Origin of the sequence: Butyricicoccus sp. OF10-2 (assembly GCF_003481925.1) — a bacterium.
Classification (GTDB): Bacteria; Bacillota; Clostridia; order Oscillospirales; family Butyricicoccaceae; genus Agathobaculum; species Agathobaculum butyriciproducens.
Window position 1 is genome coordinate 53,046 of sequence record NZ_QUMC01000018.1, and the last position, 14,888, is coordinate 67,933.

The window sequence follows — 14,888 nt, forward strand, 5'->3', positions numbered from 1 at the left end:
ACTTTCAAAAAATCTGAAAATAATTGTTGACATTAGGTCCCACCCATGATATTATAATAAGGCAGTCAGCGAGAGCGACAAAGCGAAACGCCGACAGCAAAAGAAAATAGATCGTGTATGCGCCAGTAGCTCAGCTGGATAGAGTGTTTGGCTACGAACCAAAAGGTCGGGGGTTCGAATCCCTTCTGGCGTACCAGATCAACCGGTTATTTCGTTTGAAATAACCGGTTTTTCTTATTTTCTGATACATTTAAGGCAACGCCGCAATACCATGACCGGTATGGCAGATGATTTTGAACACTGTAATTTATCCAAATGAATCGTTTCTTCTTTACAAACCTAAAAAAGAGATGGCTGAAGCATTTTTTGCTTCCATCATCTCTTTTTCTTTATGTAACTTCTCGTATATCGTGTTGTGCTTGACACCTGCACGTTCTTTGACACCAATCACATCTTCGGCGTACTCACCGAAGATTTTGCGGTTGTCGATCTCGTAACCCTGTCGAATTTTTCTATATTCTTCAAATGTACCTTGGCTACGGATCCACATTTCAATGCCTGTACCAAATATCTCAGCAGAAACATCCCATCCTCCATCCGAAGACGTTTTGACCTCAGTCGTTCCCCTTTTCGGAGCTGTCGCCGGTCTCTGGTCTGCACCAGATCAGGAAGTAAGGGAACGGCAGAAGTTCAAAAAGGAAAGAAAAATAAAAGGACGTACCATGAAAGTACGCCCCTTCCCTTATTCTGCTTCCTGCAGATAATATCCGATGCCTCGCTCGGAGATCAGCTCGGCCTTCGAGCCGACCGCACGCAGCTTGCGGCGCACAAGTGTCAAATAAACCTCGATGTTATTGTAGGTCGCGTCCCTGCCTGCTCCCCAGACCTTCTGGTGCAGCATTTCACGCGGCAGCACCTGTCCCGGTTCCCGCAGGAACATCTCTACAAGCTGCAGCTCCTTGCCGGACAGACGGACTTCGCCGTCATTGCTCGACAGCACACAACGGCCGCGGTCGAGCGTCAGATCGCCGGCGGTCAGGATTTCACTCTGCATCATTCTTGGCCGACGTGCCAGTGCATTGACATGCGCCAGAATCTCATCGCTCTGGCACGGACGCATGAGTACATTGTCCGCACCCGCATTCAGAATACGGATACGCGCCCGCGCGGTCGTGTGACCTGCCATGACGAGCAACGGTGTCATATCACCGCTTTCGCGCAGGGAGTGCACCGCGTCGATGGTCTTCTCATCCAGCTTAGTGGCATTGTACACGATTACATCATATATATTCTCCGAAATATCAAGCGTGTCGCTCTCCGGCTGCTGATCATACAGAATATGTTCATGCTTGAAAGTGGCGAACAGGCGCTCGTCCTGCTCTGCATTGATTAACAAAATACGCATGAGAACATCTCCTCCTATCGGTGTAACCATTGTGCCGAACTTGTGTGGATTTTTTGTGTATAGCTTATGGATAAATTGTTAAATTGATTCTTTTTCATCAAGCTGCCGTCAAGCGATGCGGCAACCGATTTTCAACATTCACGGAATATAAAAAGGGAGAAAACAGCGTTTTCTCCCTTTTTCACAATTTACAGAACGATAAGCTGCTTGGGTGCATCGGTCAGATCGATGCAGCCGTCCTCGATGACATACAGCATATCCTCAATACGCACGCCGAACCTGCCCGGCAAATAAATTCCCGGCTCTGCGGTGACGATACTGCCTGCCGGCAGCGGCGCTTCTCCGCGCGGAGAGGCAACCGGAGCCTCGTGGATCTCCAGTCCTACACCGTGGCCGAAGCCGTGACCGAAGGCATCACCGTAGCCTGCCGCCTCGATAATCTTACGGCCTGCCGCATCGACGTCCCGACCGGTCACACCGGCCTTGCAGGCGGCAATGCCTGCAAGCTGTGCGTTCAGCACCGTGTCGTACACGGTCTGCATCTCGTCGGTGACATGACCGACCGCGACCGTGCGCGTCATATCCGAGCAGTAGCCGTCGTAAATGCAGCCGAAGTCCATCGTCACGAAATCGCCCGCTTCGATGGTCTTTTCACCCGGTACGCCATGCGGCTTGGAGCTGTTCGCGCCCGAAACGACGATCGGGTCAAACGACATGTTCTCCGCACCGTAGTGCAGCATGAGGTAGGTCAGCCGTGCCGCGATCTCCTTCTCGGTCACGCCGACCTTGATGTCGTTCAGCACCTCCTCAAGCGCCTGCTCGGCGATTCGCTGTGCCGCAACGATCTTCTCAACCTCGTCCTCTTCCTTGCACATGCGCAGCTGCTCCACACCATCCTCGAGACGGACAGCTGTCGCGTGCAGCGCCGTGCCCCAGGACATGAACTCCGCATAGGTAAGCGTTTTGTCCTCGAGAGCGACCTTTTTTGCGCCGTCCTCGTCGAGCAGCTCATTGATGAGCGCAGAATAACTCTGCCCCGCCTTGATCTCGCGCACCTCAAAATCCTTGATGGCCGCGTGTGCCGCTTCGACATAACGGAAATCCGTGAAGAATACCGCCTGTTTAGCCGACAGGTACACCGCGCCTGCCGTCGAGTGAAAGCCCGTAGCGTAGCGGCGGCTGATCTCGCTGGTCAGCACCAGCGCATCATACGGCTGCTCGAGCAGCATGGCACGCAGTTCGTTTCTTTTCATAGTAATCGCCTCTTAAATATTAGCCGATGATGGATTTTACCGCATCTACGGCGAGCAGATAGCTGTGCTTGCCAAAGCCTGCAATGACGCCCGCACACACCGGTCCGATGACCGACTTGTGGCGGAATTCCTCGCGCGCGTGCACATTGGACATATGTACCTCCACGCAGGGCAGGCGCACAGCCGCAATCGCATCGCGGATGGCGTAGCTGTAGTGCGTGTACGCACCGGCGTTCATAATGATCGCATCGCAGTCCTCACGAGCCGCGTGAATGCGGTCGATCAGCGCACCCTCGGAGTTGGACTGGAATACCGCGCATTCCATCCCCAGCCGTTCGCACTTCTGTACAACCTCCGCGTTGATGGATGCCAGCGTGTCCGAACCATAAATGCCCGGTTCGCGCTGACCGGTCAGGTTCAGGTTAGGACCGTGGATCAATAATACCTTTTTCATACGTTTATACCCCTTTGCATAGTTCTACAAAGCGTCTCTGTAGGGCAAATGTCCTACTTTTTACTTTTCTGCCTGAGCCATAAAGCACTGCTTCATGGCGAGTGCGTCCTCCGCCTGCGTTCCGGCGGATTCGCAGATAAACGTCGGTGCGTAGCCGCGTGCGGCGGTTTCCTCCGCGACCGGCGTGAAATCCGGACCGTATACCGTATCCGCGAACGTCAAATGGCGCACCTCGCCCTTATCGTTATACTCGATATGAGAGAAGTGGGCGTGCAGTTTAGCCGTGCGCTCGTGACCGATGGTATTTTCCATCAGATCGAACAGCGCTCTCACTTCCTCTCGGGTGTTCATATGGCCGCCCGTGCGGCAGTTGAGATGACCGAAGTCGATGCACGGCAGCAGGCGGTCATCGGCAGCCACCAGCTCGCAGACCTCCTCGGCGGTGCCGAGCACGCTCTTTTTGCCCATGGTTTCCAGACAGACCGTGCAGCCGGTCAGGTGGGCCTCATCCAGCGCACGCAGAATATTTTTTACGTTTTCGTGCGAGTTGCGCATAGCGCGGTCACGGGTCAGCTTGCCCTGACCGCCGCAGTGCACGACCATGCGTGTTGCGCCAAGCGGCACAGCCAGCCGCGCGGTCTCCAGCACATAGCCGACGTTTTTCTCCATGCGCTCACTCTCCTCGGACGAGAGATTGATGAAATACGGCGCATGAATGCTCATCTGAATGCCGTGCTGCTCAGCTGCCGCACCGATTTTGAGTGCGGTCTCCTCGCCGCAGCGTACGCCGCGTCCGCACTGATACTCAAACGCGGTCAGTCCCATCTGTGCGAGCCATGCAGGCGCATCCTCGCTTTTCTTGAAGCCTGCGGCGGCAAACGACTCCGAGTTGCCCGCAGGACCGAATTTCGGCTCAGCCATGATGTGCTCTCGCCTCCATTCTGCGCCGTCCGCGCACGATAAAACCGCGCTCAAGCTGATAGCGCACATTGATCCAGAAGAACCGACGGTCGAGCGTTTCGACATAGCAGGTCAGCGCGCCCGCGCGGTTGCCGCCGAACACGTCGGTGAAAATCTGGTCGCCGATGACGGCAATCTCGCGCATGGACAGGCCAAGCCGGTTTGCCGCCTTGCGGAAGCCGCGCGAAAACGGCTTTCCGGCATGGCTGATATAGCCCACACCGAGCGGCTCGCAGAACTTCCCTACCCGCTCGGGATGGTTGTTGGAGAACACCAGCACAGCAATGCCGGCATCCTTCAGCCGATCGACAAAGAGGTGCAGCGTATCGGGCGGCAAAGCAGCCTTGTGGGACGCCATTGTGCCGTCCAGATCGACCAGCACGCCGCGTACGCCGTGGGCAGTCAGCACCTCCGGCGTAATATCGTAAATCGAATCAAATACATAATCGGGAATCAGTTTGCTCATTCATACACTCCTGTTAATACCCGTATTCTAATTTAGCGTAATGCTACATATAGTGTAATGGAATTTATTCAAAAAGTCCAGAAAAGAAGCTGTTGCAAAACTACAGTTTTGCCGACAGGAGGAACGGACCGCGGGCCGTTCCAACGTATTTCTATCATCAAGGAGTTGACGATTATGGTCTACACGAAAAATCTTATTCTGGTATGCACCGGACGCGACACAACGAAAGCCGCTTCGCTCGGCATGCCGGTTTTGCAGCTTTGCCTTGGTATTTCACCGTCCGGAGCGCTGCAGCGGCTCAAGGTGTCCGCGGTGCAGCGGCACTGCCTGCTCGGCGTGACCGACCCGCCGCAGGCTATCAACTTCTGCAGCGCAGAGCGCATTGCCGCCGATCTGGTTTTCGAAGCGCGGCGTACGGAAGCGCCCGGCGTGTTCGCGGATTTTGAACACGACACGCCGCTGAACCGCCGCCTGCTGGCCGCATTCGACGAAGCACTGTACGATGCGGATATTCCGCTGTATGTGCCGCTCGAGTGCGGACGCACGCTGTCGCACGCGATACTCACGGTCTCCACTGCGATTTCGGGCGGCAGTCTGACCGAGTACATTTCCTCCCTGCAGGCATTTACGGCGCGGCGCGAATTGCCGCATTTCTGCAGCCGGTTTCGCAGGATTTCACCCTGCCGTCACCCACGCCGAACGGCGTTTCGCTCAGTGCCGCAGCAAGAGCCGCGCTGCTCGCGCAGACCGGCGCACAGCCGTTCTTTTCGCGCGAACTGTGCGCGAAATACTTCACCTACATGAATGCAGACGGACAGGCACACTTTGTCCTGTACGACGATGATTCCACGCTGGCAGCCAAGCTGGCGCAGCTGGCAGGCTGCGGCGTGCAGAACGTGTTCGCGCTGTTTCCGGATGCGGCAGGACTGCTGAAGCCGCAGGCGTAAGGCAACACTGCACAATTAAGACTGCGGCGCTTTGCGGAAATTTTGTGCCCTGACTTTATAGCGGTCCCTTGCGCAGGCTCCGGTCGCGCTGCCGCTGATTCTACGGTAATACATCAAGTATTACCGCAAAACCGCGCCTCGTCAGTGCACAAAATCCACTCGCAAATCGCTCTTGTTTAATCATGCAGTATTGCCTTAATCCGTCGTAATATGCGCGGTCGTGGCGCGTACCAGCTTGATGAGATCCGCCGGTGCACATTCGATCTGGAAGCCGATCTTGCCCGCAGAGACCATCACGGTCGGGACATTGTTCACGCTCTCGTCAAACACGGTCGGGAACGCCTTCTTCATGCCCACTGGCGAGCAGCCGCCGCGTACATATCCTGTAAGGCCCAACAGTTCCTTGACATGCACCATCTCGACCGACTTTTCGCCTGCCGCCTTGGCTGCTTTTTTCAGGTCAAGCTCCTTTGCGACCGGAATAACGAATACATGAAAGCCGCCCGATTTGCCTCGTGCAACCAGCGTCTTGAAGACCTGATCGGGGTTCTGACCGAGCAGTTCCGCAACCGAAACACCGTCTACGGCGTCCTTGCCGTGCGGGTATTCGTGCGGCTTATAGGCGATCTTGTGCTGCTCGAGCACACGCATTACATTTGTTTTATCCGAAGCCATATTGTTCGCTCCTATCTGCAATTTATACAAATATTATAGACTTCACTTGTGCGATATGCAAGGGAATATCGGAATTGAAAATTGAGAATGAAGAATGGAAAATTATCGCGGCGGTTGAATCAATACGTCGTTTGTAAATTCATTTGCACACGCATACCCGCAGGGGCGAACCGTGTTCGCCCAAGTCATCGTTAAATGGGTGCGGGAGCACACTGTGCTCCCCTACGGGGTAGACTGTACAGACATTGGACAACTGCGGTACCCATTTTGCCCGCCATTCATTCTCCATCCTCCATTATCCATTCTCAATTCAAAAAGGGAACCGATTTCGGTTCCCTTTTTGCTTACTGCTGCGGATTTTTCTTATGGAAGTTAAACTTCGGCAGCTTGATTTTCTTAAACAGGCCGGAAAGGCGGGAAGCGACGCTGTCGGTCAGCGAATAGTAAACCGGAGTGATGAACAGCGTTGCAATGGTGGAGATAACCATACCGGTCATCATGACAACACCCATCGGCTTCATCATCTCAGAGCCTTCGCCGCTCGAGCATACCATCGGCACAAGGCCGAGGATAGTGGTCATAGCGGTCATCAGCACCGGACGGACACGGCGCGGACATGCGTTCAGGATAGCCGTATTCTTATCCTCACCGCGCTGACGGCGCTGCAGGGTATAGTCGATCAGCACGATAGACGAGTTGACGACTGTACCGGCCAGAATGATAACACCGAGCAGTGCGACCATGGAAACATGATTTCCGGTCGGCCACAGCAGGATCATCGAGCCAAGCAGACCGATCGGCAGGATCAGCATGATTGCAATCGGCAGCGAGAACGAGTTGAACTGCGTTGCCAGAATGAAATATACCAGCAGGATTGCCACCGCAAGGGCCAGCATCAGCGTGCCGGTGGTCTCCGCGATCTGTGAAGCAGCGGTATCGCCTTCGCCGACCTCTACGCCGTCCGGCAGCTCGTACTTGGCAACAATGTCGTCAACGGCTGCCTTAATGGCATTGCTGTCACCGGATTCGCTTTCACCGGTGATGGTTACGGTCTCCTTCTGGTTCTTGCGCACGATGGACTGCGGACTGAGCTCGGTGTAGACATCCGCCACCATGGACAGCGGTACGGTGCCGCCGGTCATGGTCGGAATCTGCATGGAGCGCAGTGCGTCCAGACTGGTTGCTACATCCTCGTCGCCGGCAACGGTAACGTCGTATTCCTCACCGTTCATGCGGAGCGTGGTTGCGGTCGAGCCGGTCAGCTCACCACGAACCAGACCGCCAATGGTGGCCGCATTCAGACCGAAGCGAGACGCATTCTCGCGGTTGATCTTAACGGCAACACGCGGGGTCTGCTCGCCTGCCGAGGACTCAACATTGATGGCATCCGGCAGGGCGCTGATCTGGTTTGCCAGATCGTCTGCCGTCTCAGCCAGCTGGTCGTAGTCATCGCCGGTCAGCTCAACGCTGATGTCCGAATCCGTGGACATCGACATGGTGCTGCTGGTCGAAACCGTCAGTTCACAGCCTGCAATATCCTGCAGGTCATGGCGCAGCTGCTTGGCGATATCCGCTGACGAGCGGTCACGCTGATCGAGATCTACCAGCGAAATTGTAACGCTTGCGCCCGAGGACGAGGACATAATCGAGGTCGAAGAACCGGTCGAGTAGTAGATCTGCTCCAGCTCCGGGATGGTATCAACTGCGATGGCCGCAATGCGGTCCTCGATGGCAGCAGTGTCCTCCATAGTCGAACCGTTCGGCATGGAAACCGTAACACTCACCTGACCCTCATCCATCTCCGGGATGAGCTCCATGCCCGCCTGGCTGACGCTGAGCACGCTGACAATACAGATGACAACGGTCAGCGCGATTCCTGCCCAGCGGTGGGTGATCAGGAAATTCAGCGAACTGCGGTATACACGCGAGAGCGGCTTTTCGGTGATCGGCGTTGCGCCCGATCCCTGCGGCTTGACACTCTTCTGCTTGGTGCTGCCGAGCAGGAAGTAGCACAGCAGCGGCACGAGCGTGACGGAAATGATCAGCGAGCTGAGCAGCAGCGCTACGATGGTGATACAGAATTCCTTGAACATCATGCCGGCCATGCCGCCGGAAAGTGCGATCGGCAGGAATACGGCGACCGTGGTCAGCGTGGAGGCGATAACTGCACCGATGACCTCGCCGGTGCCCTTGGTGCAGGCCTCCATACGGTCGTAGCCGTCCGCTCGATAGGTAAAGATGTTCTCCAGAACAACGATGGAGTTATCCACGATCATACCTACACCGAGCGTGATACCGCCGAGCGACATCATGTTCAGCGTAATGCCCAGCACGTTCATAATCAGGAACGTAAACAGGATACAGCACGGCATCGCGATGGTAACAGCCATGGTCGCGCCGAAGTCGCGCAGGAAAAGGAACAGCACGATCGCGGCGAACAGCACGCCCATCCAGATGTTCTGAATAGCGTTATCAACCGTCATGTTGATATAGTCGGACTGATCCATAACGATATTCCACTGCAGGGAATCGTTACTCTTAAGCAGGGAGTCAAACTCAGCCTTTGCCAGCTCGGCGATCTGCACGGTGTTCGAACCGGACTGCTTGTTGACCGACAGGATGATACATTCCTCACCGTCAACCTTGGAGATGGCGTCCTGATCCTTCGGCTGCATGGAAACATCCGCAATCTGGCTCAGACGGACCGTGCCGCCTGCCGGAAGCGAGATCAGAGCGTTCTTAACATCATCAATGGACGAATACTCGCCGTCCGTGCGGACAGCCAGCGTCTGCGAACCGTTATCCAGATCGCCGCCCGGAATGGCGATGTTGTCCGCGCCGAGCTGCTGACCGATGGACGAAATGGTCAGGTTGTAGCCCTTCAGGCGGGAGGCGTCCGTGTGGACTGCGATCTCCTGCTCGTAGCCGCCCGAAATATCAACAGACGCTACGCCGTCCAGACGCTCGAGCGCCGGCTGAATCTCGTCCTCGGCGATGGACTGCAGAGAAGCCAGATCGTTGCCGCGCAGCGCCACCGAAACGACCGGCATGGAGTCAATATCAATCGACATAACGGTCGGGTCGGATGCGTCATCCGGCAGCTGGCTCTTTACCTGTGCAACCTTGTCGCGCAGGTCAGTCATTGCCTGATCCATATCCGTATGATTCGTAAACTGGATAACCAGCATAGCCATATTCTCGGACGAGGTGGACTGGAGCGTATCCAGACCGGACAGACCCGCTACCGCACCCTCGAGTTTTTTGGTTACCTGCTGCTCGATATCCTCCGGGCCGGCACCCGGATAAGTAGCGTAAACAACTGCTGCCGGAACCTCCATGGACGGCATGAGCGCCAGCGGCAGGTTCTGGAAGCTGTAAAAACCAAACACAACGACCAGTATGTACAGCAGGATGGTCATTACATGGTGTTTGATAAAGGTTTGTGCGAATTTCATGCGCGCTTAGCCCTCCCCGCCGTCTGCGGCGTCCGAGGTGACGACATGCACGGCTGCACCGTCCGACAGATAGGACTGACCCTTGGTAACAACCCGGTCGCCCGCCTTGAGGCCGGAAACGATCTCGGTCGAATCCTTGGTAACCAGTCCGGTAGTGACGGTAACGCGGGTTGCGGCAGTGCCATCCGCATTTACGGTGAACACATACTGCTCGTTGTTATTGCCGGTCAGGATGGACTCGGTCGGCACGGAAATCGTGCTTGCGCGGCGGTCGGTATAGAAGGTGACGGTAGCAAACGCGCCGATCGGCGGCTTGGTGCCGGACGGCAGAGCAACCGATACGTCATACAGGTTGGTCTGCACATTGGCAGCCGCCGGCAGCGTGCTGACCGTGCCGTTCATCGGCTCCTTGGAGACAGCGGAGACCGTGACGCTTGCGGTATCGCCGACCTTGATGCCGGTGAATACGTCCTCAGCGACAGAAACCTGCACCTCAACCGCACCGTTCTCGGCAATGACCACGCTCGGCTGCGCCGAGGATGCCATGCCGCCGCGGTCTACGTTTACAGCCGTAACCGTACCCGAGCACGGAGCGGTTACCGTGCCAAGGCTTGCCTGCTTATTGATCTGGTCCATAGACGCCTGAATCTGCGCCAAAGACGCGGACTGCTGGGCCTCAGCCTGCGCGACACCTGCCTGCGCCTGCGTCAGTGCCTGCTTAGCCTTGATCAGATCCTGCTCGGCAGCCGCACCGGCTTCGAGCAGTGCTTCCGTGTTGCTGACCGCCAGTTCCGCCTGCTCCACACCGACCTTTGCTGATTCAATCGCACGGTCGGTCGCGGTCTTTGTGGCGCTGTAGGATTGCTGCAGCGAGCTCATCGTCGAGGTAACCGTCGAGGTATCCACCGTAAACAGGGTCTGACCCTTGGATACGGTGTCGCCTTCGCTGACGTTCAGCGTCTGCACCTGACCTGCCAGCAGCGGGAACACCTGCACCTCATTGACGGCGGCAATCTTGCCATTCAGCGTGTATTCCGAGCTCATCGCGCCCGAGGTAACATCGGTTACCTCAACCGCAGTGCTGTTTGAGCTTTCCTCCTCGGTTTCCTCTTCCTTGCCGCAGCCTGCACACAGTACCATCGCACCGGCCAGCAGCGCCGCAAGGATTCGTTTGCTATTGCTCATCGGGGTCCTCCAATTCATTATACATATCTGCTATATTCGCAAAAACGGTCAGCTTATCAAGTTGTTGCCGTAATTACACCGCGTTTTGCCCACTGATAGGTGTTGTAGGCGGTCAGCAGATCGATACGCGCTGCAACCTCGGTCTCCTGTGCGGTGGTGAAGGTATCAAGCGCATCTGTGTACGCCATCTTGGAGATCATGCCGCGCGTGTACTGCACCTGGCTTACCGTAAACGTCTTTTTCGCCTGTGCGAGATCGGCATCCGCCGCAGCAAGTGCGGTCTGCTTCTCCTGCAGGTCGGTATACAGCTTGCGGAAAGAAGCGGTCGTGCTCTCCTTCTGTGCATCGCGGTCGATCTTGGCTGCCTGATAAGCATACAGCGTGTTGGTCTTATTGTTCTCGTAATCATCGGATGCGGTCTGCATTGCGTACTCCTTGGAGTAGATCGCGTAGCTGTTCTTGAGCGCCTCGGCAAGATCCTTGTTATAATCAATGGAGGTGACCTGCTCGGCGGTTACGACCGGAAGATCGCTCGTTTCGATCTGTGTACCGGTGGTATAGCCGCACTGGATAGCGAGCGTGTTGGTCAGCGCCTCTACCTGCGTGGTCAGCGAAGCCTTGCCGGCAACGGCGCTCTCTCGCTGTGCCTGCAGGCTCTTGAGCGTGTTTACACCGGTCATGCCCAGCTTTACCTGCTTCTGCACAGTCGCAATGTTGCGGTCAAGCTGCTGAATGCTGCGGTTGGTCTGGTTGAGCGTATACTTCATGCCGCGCAGAGAAATGTACGTGTTTTCCGCACTCAGGCAGATCTCATCGGCTGCATTCTGCATCTGACGGCGGGTGTGATCAACCGTTTTCTCCTGATCCTCCTCGGCGTCGTCCTCGTCGTCGTCGAGGTTCTTGTACGATGCTTCGGCGGCTGCCAGATTGCGCTGCAGGATGGAAATCTGGCTCTCAAGCGTCTTGCGCAGACCGGCGTTCGCCTCGTCGGTTCCCAGTTCCTTCAGCGTTTTCTGCAGTTCCTTGATCTGCTTCTGGTAGGACGAAATCTGCTCAGAAAGCTGGAAATAGCTTTCGATGTACCGATCGCCTACATCGGTCTTTTCCGCGCTGAGCACGGTGTTGTTGTTCGCCTTGATGGTGACGTTGTTCCGGCGGACGGTCTCCTCCAGCTTGTCAAACGTCAGCTTGACCGGCGCCGTCGGCTGGGTCTGGGTGGTGCCGGTGGTGTTCGTCGCGGTCTTGGTATCGGCAGCAAACGCCGGTACGACCATGCCGCACAGCAGAGCGGCGGAAAGACCGGCTGCAATGGTTCGTTTCATTATAATATATACTCCTCTCTTATGCGGCTGCGGTGGTGATAAGTACGCCTTCCTTGGCCCATTCGTACTGGTTATATGCGGTATACAGCGACAGATACGCGCTTTCCACATTCAGCTTTGCGGTCGTTACGGCATCCTGCGCCTGCTGATACGCCAGCTTGGAAATGATGCCCTTCCTGTACTTCACGGTCGCGGTTTTCAGGTCAAGCTCCGCCTGCGACTGCGCGGTTCGCTTGGCTGCCAGAGTCGTCCGGCAGTCCTTGACGGTCTTGTAGGTGCTGTCGAAGGCAGCCACTACCGACTCCCTGGCCGCCGCCAGTGCGTCCTCAGCGGACTTGACCGCCTCGGCGGTACCGCTGATGTTCTTGTCGTACGAATTGTATGCGCTGCGCACAGCGTCCTGCTTCTGCCAGATGAGAAAGCTGTTCTTCTGTGCCAGCTCCAAATCCTTATTATAGGACATCTTATCCAGATTGCCCTCGTACAGCGTTTCAAAGTCGGCCGGCATCACGATGGTGTTCGCGTCCAGACCGCACATGAGCGCAACGCTCGAACCGAGGTTTTCGCGGGTGGTCTCCAGCGTGTCGATGGACTGCGCCAGCTTGTCGCGCTGATTCTGCACCGTGTCAAGCTGCAGCTGCCCAATCATGCCGAGTTTTCTCTGCGTTTTCAGCACAGCCAGATTTCGGTCCAGCTGCGTGAGCGTCACCTGCAGGTTTTCCTTGGTGTAGCCCAGATTTTTAATGGTAATCAGCATGGTCTGTGCACCGAGCGCCAGCTGACCGGAGACGTTCTTCGCCTGCTTGCGCAGCGTGTACGCCGCGTCATCCAGCTGGGACAGCATGGCCATTGCCTGCTGCATGCCGCTGACGGCGTTCTGGTTCAGGCTGGTCTGGTAATCCTCTAATACCTTTAACTGTGCCGCATAGGTCTTATAAAGATCACTGGTCTTATCCAGTCCATCCATGGCCTTTTTCATATTCTCAATCAGCGCAGCGTAGATTTCCATCTCGCTCTCGCCGGTCGCACCGGACGCCGAACCCGACATATACGAACTGCTGTCCAGCGAAGCTGCCGTTTTGTTCAGCATTTTCACCGTGTTATTGTCGCTCTCTACGGTGCGCTTGACGCCCAGCAAACCCATTTTCTTGACGGTATAAGCCGCCGGTTTGCTCTGCGTGGTGCTCATCCCGGTCTGCGATGCCGCCGGTTGCCCGGTGCTTACCGCGCCTGCAGGCCATACAAATCCGGCGCACAACACCAGAGACAGCAGTGTGCGCTTCCAGTTTGCTTTCATATAGGCTCCTTTCTCACAACAATTCCCGTGTGATAATGCTAGTGTGAATGTATTCGATGCTCTGCCGCGGCGACTCTCCGGTACGCAGTGTATGCGCCAGCACTTCGATTGCGCGCGTCGTCTGCGCCGAAAAATCCTGATCGACGATGAAATCCAGCCGTCCGTCCTCCAAATACTGGCGCGCATGCGGCGTCAGGTCATGACAGACAACATGAATCCGCCGATTGGGCTTTGCGCGCTCGAGCGCGTCCATACAGCCGCGCACGGACTCATTTGCCATATAAATACCGCGCAGACGCGGGTTCTGCCGCACCTGCTGCAGTACGCCGTCGTAGGTCAGCTCATACTGCTCGACGCTCTCGATGACGTTGACGTTTACATTATCGTCAAAAATCTCGTGCAGACGGTCAAGGAAGCCGCGCACACGCAGTCCGTGCGCCGTGAATTCACGGTTGCCGGTAACGACGAGCACATCCTGTCCCTCAACGTACGGTGCAAGCAGTCCGGCTGCAATCCGACCGGATTTGACCATGTTCTGTCCGATATGATACAGGCGGCGGCTCTGCCGCACATCCGAGTCGCAGGTAACGACCGGAATGCCGATTGCGACCAGCCGGTCGATCTCCTCACTCATCGCTACCGTGTCCGGCGCGGTGACAATGAGACCGTCAATGCCGCGCTCCTCCATGCGTCCGATGGCCTCGAAATACGCACGGTGCGAGCGGTTTTTCAGCTCCTCCACCAGCACATTTATATCATTTAATCCGCGGTTGTGTACAGCCACGCGAATGCCCTCGCGCATCCGGCGGATGAAAAACGCATCCCAGCTCGGCAGAATCACGCCGATGCGGAACGCGCCGTGTCCCGCACGGGCGGCCTGCCGCTGCGACGGCGTTTTGTAGCCGTATTCGCTGATTATTTTCTGCACGCGCTCCCGCACCTCCGGCGCTACATTCGGTCGGCCGTTTACAACTCGGTCCACTGTTCCACGCGATACGCCGCACTGCTCTGCGATCCACTGTGCAGTTACCTTCATAAGATATTCTCCTTTTCAGGCATCCATGTATCCTCTTTTATCCCTAAAAGACACATTTTTGCCACAATACGTTCATATTTTATCATAGTGCAGTAAAGCGCACAAGCGTTTCACCGCATTTTAGACACCAACGTGCAATGTGTTGCATTTTCCTGTGCATTTTCTATTTTAGCACAATGCACGGATATTTTGCACGATTTTTTTGCGCTCCGCTTTGCTATTTTTCACCAAACAGAAGCCCCAAAATTGGGCGGTGCGCTGAAAAATACGCTGCACCCTTGAAGCACACCCGCAAGTGGTTTATAATAGAATCACCTTATATAAAAGGAGAGAATTCCAATGGGCATTTTGAAAATTGGCGTTGTAGGCTGCGGCCGAATCGGCAAGCTGCACATCAACAACCTGATCAACTCCGTACCGGGCGTTCAGGTAG

14 protein-coding genes and 1 tRNA gene are annotated in these 14,888 nt (G+C 55.9%); 3 read left to right on the forward strand and 12 right to left on the reverse strand.

What is annotated here, in order from left to right; genetic code table 11:
• The first annotated feature begins 119 nt into the window (after window positions 1-119).
• A tRNA-Arg gene (locus DXB00_RS10295) sits at window positions 120-196 on the forward strand.
• A gap of 135 nt (window positions 197-331) precedes the next feature.
• On the opposite strand, the gene DXB00_RS10300 is transcribed toward DXB00_RS10295, so the two are convergent.
• From DXB00_RS10300 to DXB00_RS10325, 6 genes are all read right to left on the reverse strand, one after another.
• Entirely contained in the window at window positions 332-550 is a 219-nt protein-coding gene (locus DXB00_RS10300; protein WP_118730136.1) for a hypothetical protein, read from the reverse strand.
• Between the two features lie 192 nt (window positions 551-742).
• The gene (locus tag DXB00_RS10305) at window positions 743-1,405 is read right to left on the reverse strand and encodes a response regulator transcription factor (protein WP_158578371.1); all 663 of its coding nucleotides are present in this window, start codon (window positions 1,403-1,405) and stop codon (window positions 743-745) included.
• A 188-nt stretch (window positions 1,406-1,593) separates the two neighbouring features.
• Window positions 1,594-2,658, reverse strand: coding sequence for an aminopeptidase P family protein (locus DXB00_RS10310; RefSeq protein WP_119214864.1), 1,065 nt, complete (start codon window positions 2,656-2,658; stop codon window positions 1,594-1,596).
• 19 nt (window positions 2,659-2,677) lie between these two features.
• A complete protein-coding gene (aroQ, locus tag DXB00_RS10315; RefSeq protein ID WP_119214865.1) occupies window positions 2,678-3,112 on the reverse strand; it encodes a type II 3-dehydroquinate dehydratase in 435 nt (144 codons plus the stop codon).
• Window positions 3,113-3,172: 60 nt separating this feature from the next.
• Entirely contained in the window at window positions 3,173-4,033 is an 861-nt protein-coding gene (locus DXB00_RS10320) for a TIM barrel protein (protein ID WP_118286170.1), read from the reverse strand.
• On the reverse strand, window positions 4,026-4,538 hold the full coding sequence (locus DXB00_RS10325) for a YqeG family HAD IIIA-type phosphatase (RefSeq protein WP_119214866.1): 513 nt from the start codon (window positions 4,536-4,538) through the stop codon (window positions 4,026-4,028). The genes DXB00_RS10320 and DXB00_RS10325 overlap by 8 nt, the downstream gene beginning before the upstream one ends.
• Window positions 4,539-4,712: 174 nt before the next feature.
• Here DXB00_RS10325 and DXB00_RS10330 point away from each other — a divergent pair, with 174 nt between their 5' ends.
• Complete coding sequence (locus tag DXB00_RS10330) at window positions 4,713-5,342, forward strand: hypothetical protein (protein ID WP_119214867.1); 630 nt, start codon at window positions 4,713-4,715, stop codon at window positions 5,340-5,342.
• Window positions 5,339-5,485 (forward strand): hypothetical protein, encoded by a 147-nt coding sequence (locus DXB00_RS16395; RefSeq protein ID WP_158581301.1) that lies wholly within the window; start codon window positions 5,339-5,341, stop codon window positions 5,483-5,485. The genes DXB00_RS10330 and DXB00_RS16395 overlap by 4 nt, the downstream gene beginning before the upstream one ends.
• Window positions 5,486-5,680: 195 nt before the next feature.
• Here the strand turns inward: DXB00_RS16395 and ybaK are convergent, their stop codons facing one another.
• From ybaK to DXB00_RS10360, 6 genes are all read right to left on the reverse strand, one after another.
• Complete coding sequence (ybaK, locus tag DXB00_RS10335) at window positions 5,681-6,160, reverse strand: Cys-tRNA(Pro) deacylase (protein WP_118361371.1); 480 nt, start codon at window positions 6,158-6,160, stop codon at window positions 5,681-5,683.
• 344 nt (window positions 6,161-6,504) lie between these two features.
• Window positions 6,505-9,615, reverse strand: coding sequence for an efflux RND transporter permease subunit (locus DXB00_RS10340; protein ID WP_119214868.1), 3,111 nt, complete (start codon window positions 9,613-9,615; stop codon window positions 6,505-6,507).
• Window positions 9,616-9,621: 6 nt separating this feature from the next.
• Complete coding sequence (locus DXB00_RS10345) at window positions 9,622-10,800, reverse strand: efflux RND transporter periplasmic adaptor subunit (RefSeq protein WP_158581302.1); 1,179 nt, start codon at window positions 10,798-10,800, stop codon at window positions 9,622-9,624.
• Window positions 10,801-10,856: 56 nt separating this feature from the next.
• Complete coding sequence (locus tag DXB00_RS10350) at window positions 10,857-12,122, reverse strand: TolC family protein (protein WP_158578369.1); 1,266 nt, start codon at window positions 12,120-12,122, stop codon at window positions 10,857-10,859.
• A 19-nt stretch (window positions 12,123-12,141) separates the two neighbouring features.
• A complete protein-coding gene (locus tag DXB00_RS10355; RefSeq protein WP_158578368.1) occupies window positions 12,142-13,419 on the reverse strand; it encodes a TolC family protein in 1,278 nt (425 codons plus the stop codon).
• A gap of 13 nt (window positions 13,420-13,432) precedes the next feature.
• Window positions 13,433-14,455, reverse strand: coding sequence for a LacI family DNA-binding transcriptional regulator (locus DXB00_RS10360; RefSeq protein ID WP_118730127.1), 1,023 nt, complete (start codon window positions 14,453-14,455; stop codon window positions 13,433-13,435).
• Between the last annotated feature and the right edge of the window lie 433 nt (window positions 14,456-14,888).

Coding starts and splice junctions, on each gene's coding strand:
- DXB00_RS10300 (WP_118730136.1), bottom strand. CDS start 550: ATGTGGATCCGTAGCCAAGGTACATTTGAAGAATATAGAAAAATTCGA.
- DXB00_RS10305 (WP_158578371.1), bottom strand. CDS start 1,405: ATGCGTATTTTGTTAATCAATGCAGAGCAGGACGAGCGCCTGTTCGCC.
- DXB00_RS10310 (WP_119214864.1), bottom strand. CDS start 2,658: ATGAAAAGAAACGAACTGCGTGCCATGCTGCTCGAGCAGCCGTATGAT.
- aroQ (WP_119214865.1), bottom strand. CDS start 3,112: ATGAAAAAGGTATTATTGATCCACGGTCCTAACCTGAACCTGACCGGT.
- DXB00_RS10320 (WP_118286170.1), bottom strand. CDS start 4,033: ATGGCTGAGCCGAAATTCGGTCCTGCGGGCAACTCGGAGTCGTTTGCC.
- DXB00_RS10325 (WP_119214866.1), bottom strand. CDS start 4,538: ATGAGCAAACTGATTCCCGATTATGTATTTGATTCGATTTACGATATT.
- DXB00_RS10330 (WP_119214867.1), top strand. CDS start 4,713: ATGGTCTACACGAAAAATCTTATTCTGGTATGCACCGGACGCGACACA.
- DXB00_RS16395 (WP_158581301.1), top strand. CDS start 5,339: ATGAATGCAGACGGACAGGCACACTTTGTCCTGTACGACGATGATTCC.
- ybaK (WP_118361371.1), bottom strand. CDS start 6,160: ATGGCTTCGGATAAAACAAATGTAATGCGTGTGCTCGAGCAGCACAAG.
- DXB00_RS10340 (WP_119214868.1), bottom strand. CDS start 9,615: ATGAAATTCGCACAAACCTTTATCAAACACCATGTAATGACCATCCTG.
- DXB00_RS10345 (WP_158581302.1), bottom strand. CDS start 10,800: ATGAGCAATAGCAAACGAATCCTTGCGGCGCTGCTGGCCGGTGCGATG.
- DXB00_RS10350 (WP_158578369.1), bottom strand. CDS start 12,122: ATGAAACGAACCATTGCAGCCGGTCTTTCCGCCGCTCTGCTGTGCGGC.
- DXB00_RS10355 (WP_158578368.1), bottom strand. CDS start 13,419: ATGAAAGCAAACTGGAAGCGCACACTGCTGTCTCTGGTGTTGTGCGCC.
- DXB00_RS10360 (WP_118730127.1), bottom strand. CDS start 14,455: ATGAAGGTAACTGCACAGTGGATCGCAGAGCAGTGCGGCGTATCGCGT.